The sequence below is a fragment of the Mesorhizobium sp. J18 genome, assembly GCF_007829525.1.
Classification (GTDB): domain Bacteria; phylum Pseudomonadota; class Alphaproteobacteria; order Rhizobiales; family Rhizobiaceae; genus VLJP01.
The window spans coordinates 154,944-164,786 of sequence record NZ_VLJP01000045.1 but is presented as its reverse complement, the minus strand read 5'-3'; the positions used below and the strand labels follow the sequence as shown (position 1 = coordinate 164,786).

At 61.1% G+C, this 9,843-nt stretch carries 11 protein-coding genes; 5 read left to right on the top strand and 6 right to left on the bottom strand.

Annotation, left to right across the window (positions count from 1 at the left end; genetic code table 11):
* The 6 genes from L598_RS16040 to L598_RS16015 all read right to left on the bottom strand — a co-directional run.
* A partial coding sequence (locus L598_RS16040) for an AMP-binding protein (RefSeq protein WP_144864132.1) occupies positions 1 to 1,161 on the bottom strand: 1,161 nt, incomplete at its 3' end.
* A 2-nt stretch (positions 1,162 to 1,163) separates the two neighbouring features.
* Positions 1,164 to 2,312 carry an acyl-CoA dehydrogenase family protein gene (locus tag L598_RS16035; RefSeq protein WP_144864130.1) on the bottom strand — a complete coding sequence of 383 codons (1,149 nt, stop codon included), beginning with the start codon at positions 2,310 to 2,312 and terminating at the stop codon, positions 1,164 to 1,166.
* Positions 2,312 to 3,124 carry an enoyl-CoA hydratase family protein gene (locus L598_RS16030; protein ID WP_144864128.1) on the bottom strand — a complete coding sequence of 271 codons (813 nt, stop codon included), beginning with the start codon at positions 3,122 to 3,124 and terminating at the stop codon, positions 2,312 to 2,314. The genes L598_RS16035 and L598_RS16030 overlap by 1 nt, the downstream gene beginning before the upstream one ends.
* Complete coding sequence (locus L598_RS16025; protein ID WP_144864126.1) at positions 3,121 to 3,597, bottom strand: MarR family transcriptional regulator; 477 nt, start codon at positions 3,595 to 3,597, stop codon at positions 3,121 to 3,123. Before L598_RS16025 ends, L598_RS16030 begins: the two co-directional genes overlap by 4 nt.
* On the bottom strand, positions 3,591 to 4,349 hold the full coding sequence (locus L598_RS16020; protein WP_144864124.1) for an SDR family NAD(P)-dependent oxidoreductase: 759 nt from the start codon (positions 4,347 to 4,349) through the stop codon (positions 3,591 to 3,593). The genes L598_RS16025 and L598_RS16020 overlap by 7 nt, the downstream gene beginning before the upstream one ends.
* Positions 4,350 to 4,351: 2 nt before the next feature.
* Positions 4,352 to 6,643 carry a bifunctional salicylyl-CoA 5-hydroxylase/oxidoreductase gene (locus L598_RS16015; protein ID WP_144864122.1) on the bottom strand — a complete coding sequence of 764 codons (2,292 nt, stop codon included), beginning with the start codon at positions 6,641 to 6,643 and terminating at the stop codon, positions 4,352 to 4,354.
* A 167-nt stretch (positions 6,644 to 6,810) separates the two neighbouring features.
* On the opposite strand from L598_RS16015, the gene L598_RS16010 reads away from it, so the two are divergent.
* The 5 genes from L598_RS16010 to L598_RS15990 all read left to right on the top strand — a co-directional run bounded on the left by L598_RS16010 (position 6,811) and on the right by L598_RS15990 (position 9,843).
* Complete coding sequence (locus tag L598_RS16010) at positions 6,811 to 7,641, top strand: alpha/beta hydrolase (protein WP_144864120.1); 831 nt, start codon at positions 6,811 to 6,813, stop codon at positions 7,639 to 7,641.
* A 38-nt stretch (positions 7,642 to 7,679) separates the two neighbouring features.
* Positions 7,680 to 7,916, top strand: coding sequence for an Lrp/AsnC ligand binding domain-containing protein (locus L598_RS16005; RefSeq protein ID WP_144864117.1), 237 nt, complete (start codon positions 7,680 to 7,682; stop codon positions 7,914 to 7,916).
* A 116-nt stretch (positions 7,917 to 8,032) separates the two neighbouring features.
* Positions 8,033 to 8,647: a nucleoside triphosphate hydrolase gene (locus L598_RS16000; protein WP_144864115.1), complete on the top strand. Its 615-nt coding sequence runs from the start codon at positions 8,033 to 8,035 to the stop codon at positions 8,645 to 8,647.
* 183 nt (positions 8,648 to 8,830) lie between these two features.
* Positions 8,831 to 9,343: a hypothetical protein gene (locus tag L598_RS15995; RefSeq protein ID WP_246658782.1), complete on the top strand. Its 513-nt coding sequence runs from the start codon at positions 8,831 to 8,833 to the stop codon at positions 9,341 to 9,343.
* Positions 9,344 to 9,573: 230 nt separating this feature from the next.
* The gene (locus L598_RS15990; RefSeq protein ID WP_144864158.1) at positions 9,574 to 9,843 is read left to right on the top strand and encodes an acyl carrier protein; all 270 of its coding nucleotides are present in this window, start codon (positions 9,574 to 9,576) and stop codon (positions 9,841 to 9,843) included.

Here is a 9,843-nt window from a genome sequence, read left to right as displayed (position 1 = left end):
CTGGCCACGCGGAACCTCGTTCATGTCCTTGTCGACCACCTTTGCCTCATAGCCGGTCACGGGCCGGCCCGTGGTGGCCGGTGCCATGTCGTCAAAGCGATTGGTGATGAAGATGTGCAGCATCTCGGTCGAGCCGATGCCGTCGAGAATCGGCTTGCCGGTSTTCCTTATCCATTCCTCAAAGACCGGACCGGGTAATGTCTCGCCAGCTGAAACCGCAACGCGCAGCGACGAAAGATCTGCCCCTTCATCCATCGCCGCCAGCATGGCGCGATAGGCGGTCGGCGCGGTGAAGCTCACGGTGGCGCGATAACGCTCGATGATCTCGACCATGTTCGGCGGTGAAGCGTTTTCGAGAAGCGTTGCGGCGGCGCCGAAACGCAGCGGGAAGATCGCCAGGCCCCCCAGTCCGAAGGTGAAGGCGAGCGGAGGCGAGCCCACGAAAATGTCCTCCGGGGTTACCTTCAGCACTTCCCTGGCATAGCCGTCGGCTACGATCAGCAGATCGCGATGGAAATGCATGGTCGCCTTGGGAATGCCCGTGGTACCGGACGTAAAGCCGAGCAGCGCCACGTCGTCGCGGCCGGTCTTCACAGCATCGAAACGCACTGGCTTGTCCAGCGCGATCCTGTCAAGTTCGGCGTCGAAATTCGCTGTGCCGTCAAAGCCCACGACCTGCTTCAGGAAACGGCTTTCCTTGGCGCAGGCGACCAGCTCGTCCTTGATCCGTGTGTCGCAGAGCGCAAGGCCGATCTCCGCCTTGTCGACGATCTTGGCGAGTTCACCCGCGCGCAGCATGGGCATGGTGTTGACGACCACGGCCCCTGCTTTCGTCGCCGCCAGCCAGCAGGCAACCATGGCGGGATTGTTGGCGGAACGGATCAGTACGCGATCGCCGGGCTTGACGTCGTAATTCTCGACCAGGGCATGGGCCAGCCTGCTGGTCCAATCGGCAAGCTCCTTGTAGGTGCGGCGGCGGCCATTGCCGATCAGGGCAATATTGTCGCCGAAGCCGCGTTCGACCATCCGGTCTGTCAGCTCAACCCCCGCGTTCAGATATTCAGGATAGTCGAAGCCTTCGAGAAGGAAATCAGGCCACTGATCCTGCGGCGGGAGATTATCCCGGGTGAAAGTATCGATATGCGCCGAAGGTCCAAGCATGGTCAGCCCCCTGCCATCATTTGCCTTGCAATCACGACTTTCTGGACGTCGGAAGCGCCCTCATAGATCCTGAGCGCGCGAATCTCCCGATAAAGGCTCTCGACAATATGCCCGCGACGCACGCCGTCGCCGCCGTGAAGCTGTACGGCCTTGTCGATAACTGCCTGAGCCTGATCGGTCGCGTAGAGCTTGGCCATAGCGGCCTCGCGCGTGACGCGCTGGGCTCCGGAATCCTTGGTCCAGGCGGCGCGGTAGACGAGAAGCGCGGCCGCATCGACGTCGAGAGCCATTTCGGCGATATGCCCCTGGACCATCTGGAGATCGAAAAGCGGCGCGCCGAAGAGTTGACGGTCGCGCACACGGCTGATGGATTCGTCGAGGGCTCGCTTGGCGAAGCCGAGAGCGGCGGCACCCACCGTCGACCGGAACACGTCGAGGACGGACATGGCGATGCGGAAGCCTTCGCCGGGCTTGCCGATCATCGCCGATGCAGGAATCCGCACATCCTCGAAAGAAAGCCGCGCAAGAGGATGCGGAGCGATGACCTCCAGCCGTTCGGCGATCCTCACTCCCGGCGTGTCGGCGGGCACCAGGAAGGCGGAAATGCCCTTGGCTCCAGAGGCTTCGCCAGTCCGTGCGAAGACGACATAGAAATCCGCGATGCCGCCATTGGATATCCATGTCTTCTCGCCGGAAAGCACGTAACCGTCGCCATCGCGTGTGGCGGCCATATCCATGTTGGCGACGTCCGAGCCGGACCGGGGCTCGGAAAGGGCAAAGGCGGAGATCGCCTTGCCGGCGCGTGTCCTGTTCAGCCATTCCCGCTGCTCCGACGTGCCGAAAAGGCTGATCGCGCCCGTCCCCAGCCCCTGCATGGCAAAGGCGAAGTCCGCCAGCCCGTCATGGCGCGCCAGCGTCTCGCGGGTGAGGCACAGCGTGCGGACATCAAGCGGCTGGGGATCGGCAGGGTCAACGGCGGTCGGCAGGAGAAAGCCTGCCTCGCCCAGCATGGCGACGAGCCGGCGGCAGGCAGCATCGACATCGGAATGGTCAACGGGAAGATTTTTCGCGCACCAATCCTCAAGCCTTCCGGCAAGGTCGCGATGCCGTTCCTCGAAGAAAGGCCAGGTGAGGAAGGAGCGGTCAGGCATCAATTCCCCTCGAAAACCGGTTGCTTCTTTTCGACGAAGGCACGGTAGGCACGCTCGAAATCCTTCGTCTGCATGCAGATGGCCTGGGCCTGCGCCTCGGCCTCGATCGCCTGCTCAATGCTCATGGACCATTCCTGATTGAGCTGGGTCTTGGTGATGCCGTGGGCGAAGGTGGGGCCGGAAGCGATGCGGGCGGCGAGATCGAGTGTCTCTGCCTCGAGCGCCGGAGCGTCCACCAGCCGGTTGTAGAACCCCCAGCGGTCACCTTCCTCCGCGGTCATGACGCGGCCGGTATAAAGCAGTTCGGCAGCGCGGCCCTGCCCGATGATGCGCGGCAGGATCGCACAGGCGCCCATGTCGCAGCCAGCGAGGCCGACGCGGGTGAAAAGGAAGGCGGTCTTGGCTTCCGGCGTGGCGAGCCGGATATCCGAGGCCATGGCGATGATCGCGCCCGCACCGACTGCAACGCCATCAACTGCAGAGATGATCGGCTTTCCGCAACCTAGCATGGCCTTGACGAGATCGCCCGTCATGCGGGTGAAGGCGAGTAATCCCTTCATGTCCATCTCGACCAGCGGGCCGATTATGTCATGCACATCGCCGCCGGAGCAGAAATTGCCTCCATTGGGCAGGAAGACGACGGCATCGACGTCCTCGGCATAGACAAGCGCGCGGAACGTATCGCGAAGCTCGGCATAGGAGTCGAAAGTGAGCGGGTTCTTGCGCTCCGGTCGGTCGAGCTGGACGACGGCGGCGCGGCCCTCCATGCGCCACAGGAAATGTTTCGGCTTCAGGCCAGACATCGACGTCACGTTTCTCTCTCCCATTCGCTTCTGAAGGATTTCAGCATGAAAGTCAGTTGGCGGGCGTCCTGCGGGCTGACGCTCGTCAATAGCTCATCGATCCACGCCTCGTGGGCGGCCGCCATGCGTGCGAAGCTCGTGATGCCCTGGCCGGTCAGGCGCACGATCGACGCGCGGCGATCTCCATCGCGTCTGGAGCGCACCACCAGCCCTTCGGCGACCAGCCGGTCCACGATGCCTGTCACATTGCCGTTGGAGACGAGCAGGAAACGTGAGAGATCGCTCATCGCCATGCCTTCCGGACGACGATTAAGAGCGGAAAGAACGTCGAACCGGGGCAGGGTGGAATCGAATTGCGCCTTCAACCGCCCGCGCAGTTCCGCCTCGATCAGCCGGCAGGCACGCAACAGCCTGATCCAGAGCCGCAGCCGCTCCTTGCTGCCGCTATCGGCATGAAGGGCCGCCAGCGGAGCGTTCACCATGTCTCTCCTCCCGAAAGCGAGATTGCCTGTCCCGTGACCGAGACGGCTCCTTCCCCGACCAGCCACATGACAGCACCCGCCACCTCTTCCGGCTGGATGAAACGGCCCTGTGGATTGGACGCCATCAGGCTTTGGCGGGCTTCGTCGCGGCTTCTGCCGGTCTTGTCCATGATGCGGCGGACCGACTCCTCCAGAAGATCCGTTTCGACGAAACCGGGGCAGACCGCATTCACGGTGACGCCTGTCCTGGCGAACTCGGCGGCAAGGGCCCGCATCAGGCCTATGACGCCATGCTTCGAGGCTACATAGGGCGCGACATAGCCGTAGCCCTTGAGGCCGGCGGTGGAAGCAACGAAGACGATCCGCCCGTTTCCGCGCTTCGTCATGCCTGCAAGCGCCGGCTTTACGGTCAGGAAAGAGCCCGTAAGATTGACGTCGAGCATGCGTCTCCAGTCGTCGAGACTTGTCTTGTGCGCCGGCGCGCTGGAAGCGGCACCGGCATTGGCGACGACAATATTGAAAGGACCGCGCGCGGCTTCGGCCTTTTCATAGAGCCCATTCACCGAAGCCTCGTCCGTGATGTCGGCCTGTTCGGCATGAATATAGCCATTCTCCCCAGCTACGGTCTCAAGCGGTTCAAGACGCCTGCCGCATATGGTGACCGCAATTCCAGCCTCTGCGAGGGCCAAGGCGATCGAACGGCCGACGCCGGAGCCGCCTCCTGTCACGAGCGCATGGCGGGGAGCGGCCATTTCTACACCTTTCCCGTCATCTGCTCCGCGCGTTCGGCAAGACGGTAGAGCTGATCTCGACCAGGCAGATAGGGCGCGGGCCAGCGTACATCCTTGTCCCCGAGAGCCGCCGCCGCGTGCAGCGTCCAATAGGGATCCGCCAGATGCGGCCGGGCGAGGCAGACGAGATCGGCGCGGCCTGCCATCAGGATCGAGTTCACATGGTCCGGCTCGTAAATATTGCCGACCGCCATCGTGGCCATGCCGGTTTCGTTCCGGATGCGATCCGAGAATGGCGTCTGGAACATGCGGCCATAGACCGGTTTTGCCCGGATCGAGGTCTGGCCGGCCGACACGTCGCAAATATCTACCCCGGCGGCCTGCAGCATGCGGGCGATTTCGACCGCTTCGGCCGGTGTCACCCCTTCGTCGCCGACCCAGTCATTTGCCGAGATGCGCACGGATATCGGTTTGTCTTCCGGCCAGACCGCACGAACGGCGCGGAAAATCTCCAGCGGATAGCGCATGCGGTTTTCAAGCGAGCCGCCATATTCGTCCGTCCTGTGGTTGGTCAGCGGCGAAATGAAGGAAGAAAGCAGATAGCCATGCGCCATATGAAGTTCGAGCATGTCGAAGCCGCAGCGGTCGGCCATTTGTGCCGAGGCTACGAACTGATCGCGCACGAGATCCATATCCGCGCGGTCCATCGCTTTCGGCACCTGATTCCGCGGTGACCAGGGAACGGCCGAAGCGGCCAGCAACGGCCAGTTGTCCTCGGGAAGCGGAGCGTCCATCTCCTCCCAGCCGAGCTGCGTCGAGCCTTTCGGGCCGGAATGGCCTATCTGCGCGCATATCTTGGCTTCCGTCTCGCTATGGACAAAATCCGCGATCCGTCTCCAGGCCGCCTCGTGCTCCGGCTTGTAGAAACCGGGACAGCCCGGCGTTATGCGCCCTTCCGGGCTGACACAGGTCATCTCTATGTAGACTAGCCCGGCGCCGCCCTTGGCGCGCTCGCAATAGTGGACGAAATGCCAGTCGGTCGGCGTACCGTCCACCGCCCGATACTGCGCCATTGGCGAGACGACGATGCGATTCTTCAGTTCCATGCCGCGAAGCCGGAACGGCGCCAGCATGGGCGGGCGGTTGGTGTTTGCGGCAACGCCCGCCTGCTTCTGGAACCAGGCCTCGGCATCGCCAAGCCATTGCGGGTCGCGCAGCCGCAGGTTCTCGTGACTGATGCGCTGGGAGCGGGTGAGCAAGGAATAGTTGAACTGGACGGGATCGAGATGGAGATAACGCTCTACTTCCTCGAACCATTCCAGGGAATTGCGCGCGGCCGATTGAAGCCTTAGCACTTCGAGCCGCCGCGCATCCTCGTATTTCTCGAAGGCGGCGGCCAGCGTGGGTTCCGAATGGAGGTAATCGGCAAGTGCGATCGAGCTTTCCAGCGCCAGCTTGGTGCCTGATCCGATGGAGAAATGCGCGCTCGCGGCTGCGTCGCCCATCAGAGCCAGATTCTCATGCGACCAGCGCTCGCACAACACCCGCGGGAAATTGATCCATGCTGATCCGCGGATGTGATTGGCGTTGGACATCAGGTGGTGGCCGCCGAGATGCGCCTGAAAGATCCTTTCGCATGTCGCGATCGAGTCTTCCTTCGACATGTCACCGAAACCGAACCTGGCCCAAGTCGCCTCGCTGCATTCGACGATGAAGGTCGCCGTGTCGGCATCGAACTGGTAGGCATGGGCCCACACCCAGCCATGTTCCGTATTCTCGAAGATGAAGGTGAAGGCGTCGTCGAATTTCTGATGTGTGCCGAGCCAGACGAACTTGCATTTGCGCAGGTCGATATCCGGCTTGAAGACGTCTTCGAAAGCTTTGCGGGCACGTGAATTCACCCCGTCGGCGGCAAGCACGAGATCATATTCGGCCATCAAGGGCTTCGGATCATCGATCTCCGTCTCGAAACGCAGATCTACGCCCAGTTCGCGCGCCCGATCCTGCAGGAGAAGGAGAAGCCGCTTGCGGCCGATGCCGCAGAAACCATGGCCGGTGGAGACGGTGCGAACGCCTTTATGGATGACGGCGATATCGTCCCAATAGGCGAAGTGTTCGCGGATCCTGTCCGCGCTCGGCATGTCATTGGCCGCCAGATTGTCCAGCGTCTCATCGGAAAGGACCACGCCCCAGCCGAAGGTGTCGTCGGCGCGATTGCGCTCGAAGACCGTCACCTGATGAGCCGGATCGCGCAGTTTCATGCAGATCGCGAAATAAAGTCCCGCGGGACCTCCGCCGAGCACGGCGATCTTCATCCGCCACTCCTGCTTGCGTCAAAGGACCTGTCGAAGCATCGCACCGTGCCGAACATATTTCAAGCATGAAATTTTAAGGTTGAAGTATTTTGTCCTTGCGCGGGATGACAGCCGGATCACAAGCCCTTATGCATGGGAAATCAGGTTGCGAGACGGGAGGTTCGGCCTTGATCCATCGACAGGTGAGCGATTGGGACGATGCCTATGCCAACGGCATCAATATTCCGCAGGGTGAACGCTGGCCTTCGGCCTGGGCGGAACCGTCACGGGCTTATCGCGAACGCCTGATCGCAACAGGACGGGCGGAAATCGACATCGCCTATGGCGAGCGGCCACGCAACTGCTTTGACCTCTTTCTGCCGGTAGGCGCCCCGAAAGGTCTGGTCGTCTACGTGCATGGAGGGTTCTGGATGCGGCTCGACAAAAGCCTTTGGTCGCATCTTGCGGCTGGCGCAGTCGAAAGAGGCTATGCCGTAGCCATGCCCGGCTACACGCTTTGTCCCGATATCCGCATATCGGGCATTACCGCCGAGATTGGCAGCGCGATCGAAACCGTTGCAGCCCGTATCGGCGGGCCGATATTCCTGACGGGCCATTCCGCCGGCGGTCACCTTGCCACGCGCATGATCTGTGCCTCTTCGCCTCTATCGCAACCGGTGCGCGACCGGATCGTGAACACGGTTTCCATTTCCGGCGTGCACGACCTGCGACCGCTTATGCGGACGGCGATGAATGCAACGCTGGGCCTCGCCGAAGAAGAGGCCCGGGTGGAGAGCCCGGCCTTGCTGGAGCCGCTCCCGAATGCACGCCTTACATGCTGGGTCGGGGCCGGCGAGCGAGCAGAGTTCATTCGCCAGAACGCATTGCTGGCCAATATATGGATTGGGCTTGGTGCATCGATCGCCGTGGTCGAGGAGCCTGACCGGCACCATTTCAATGTGATCGATGGTCTCGCCGATCCCGATCACCCCTTGACGCGAACGCTGTTGACAGGCTGAAGCGATGCGCGGAATCTCGTTTCGCGCAAGGAGAAGTCATGAGAGCCGTATTCGTCCAGTTGCAATGCCAGCCAGGCAAGACCTATGAGGTCGCCGACGAGTTGTTCAAGCGCGAGATCGCGTCGGAGCTTTATTCGACCAGCGGCGACTATGATCTGCTCATGAAGATCTATATCGAGGACGGCGTCGATATCGGCAAATTCATCAATGACAATGTCGCCAATGTCGCTGGCATAATACGGTCTCTGACCACTCTGACGTTCAAGGCGTTTTAGGATCGATCTTCAGGGAGATCCTGCCTCGAAGGAACTTGCCTGTCCCGTGAGGGTTTGACGAGAAAAGGCAGCCCGGAAAGTCTTGGCGAGCCTATGAGATCCTGAGGGAGGTGCAGGTGTCGGAGATCGGACACATCGCAGCCGAAATATTCCGGCGCGGCCACAGCGCCAGGCGTATGGTTGTCGCCATTGCCGGTCCTCCGGGTTCGGGAAAAACCACCCTCGCGGCTTCCATCCGCGACGCCGTAGCAGGGGGCGGGCAGACTGCCGCGGTTCTTGGTCTGGACGGCTTTCATTTCGATGACGCCCTTCTGGAGGCGCGCGGTTGGCGCTCGCGCAAGGGCGCCCCTCATACTTTTGATTTCGCCGGTTTCAGGCACCTGCTCAGGCGGATACGGTCGGTCGAGGACGAGATCGCTATACCCGTCTTCGATCGGAATATCGAGATCGCGAGGTCGGCGGCGGATGTCATCGGAGCAGACACCCGCATCGTGCTCGTGGAAGGCAACTATCTCCTGCTCGACGATTCGCCTTGGGATTCGCTGGAGGAACTGTTCGACGTGACGGTCTTTCTAGACGTACCGCGTGACGAGCTCGAGCGTCGCCTGCTGCAACGTTGGCGTGAGCACGGCAAATCCGAGGCCGAGGGGCGTGTCTGGGTTTCGTCCAACGACATGTCGAATGTCGATCTTGTTCTGGCGAAGCGACGACCGGCGGACATTGTCATCTAAGCCGGCGAGCGCGTCCCTTGGCTTGCAGGCCAACAGCCATGTTTACGAAGCCCGACGCCTTGATGGCGTCATATCGAGTGCAAGGTTGCGCTACACAATAGTGGGAACTTTCACCTCGGGCAGGTCATTGTGCTATGCAATGGCCGCCTGGCAGAATCCGGAAGACTGGAAGGAGTGGGTTGTATGACCGCTGGTGTGACAAGCGAAGCCGTGTTCCCCGCGATTGCGGACGTCAAGTGGATGCTTATTGTGGCAGCCGCCGCGTTTCTTGCGGTGGTCGCGCCGCAGATGCCGTTGCTTGCCCAGGGATTGGACAACACGGAGGCTATCGACACCATCATCGGCTCCGACGTCAAGACAGAGGAAAAGCGCGTCGAGAACGATCCGGATCGGGTCATAGCAGCCATCGAGAATACGGGTCAGACCATTCCTGCTGTCCGCAAGGCCTTTAACGTAAACGAGGTCGATATCGTCTTCCTGCCAGACCTGGACGAGAAGGGCTCGGAGGTCCAGACGGCTATCGAAAAGCATGGAGCTCAGATCGAAGACCTTCGCAAAGCCATAGAAGGAAGCGCGATGTTCTTCCACGCCGTCGATTCAAGACAGGTTCTGCTGCGCAACGTGGTGGCCCTGGAGTTCGGTGAAAACGAATCGGTGACCATCTTCGTGGCCGGCAAGGACCCATCTTCCCAGTAAGTCTTTTTCCTTGGGCCCACGTTTCAATCGTTCTGCCGTAATTTCCCGATCGCATGACGATCCGCGTCAGCGGCGATATCCCTTGTTGTCGAGTGAGCCGCCTCTGTTTCCACCGGGGCGGCTTGTTCCTGCGCCACAATTGGTTTCTTATAGCCCGTGAGGAACGATGCAATCCGGCGCGCGTTCGGTGCCGGGTCGCGCGGTGCCGCCGGAGAAACTGGGATTTCCGCATGCGGATAGAAAGCAAGAGCGACAAGATCGGAGAGCTCGTTCTGGAGAAGATCAGGACGCATGCGGCAGGGGATCCCAACGAAGTGACCATGGAGACAAAGCTGACGGATCTGGGGATCCATTCGCTGGAATTGACCGAAATTATTTTCGACATCGAAGATGAATTTGGCATTCAGGTGGAAATGAACACGGTCGAAGCTTGGGAAAACCTCCACACGATCCGCGACATCGTAGAGGCCGTCCGCGGACTTATCGACGCCAAGTCCTAA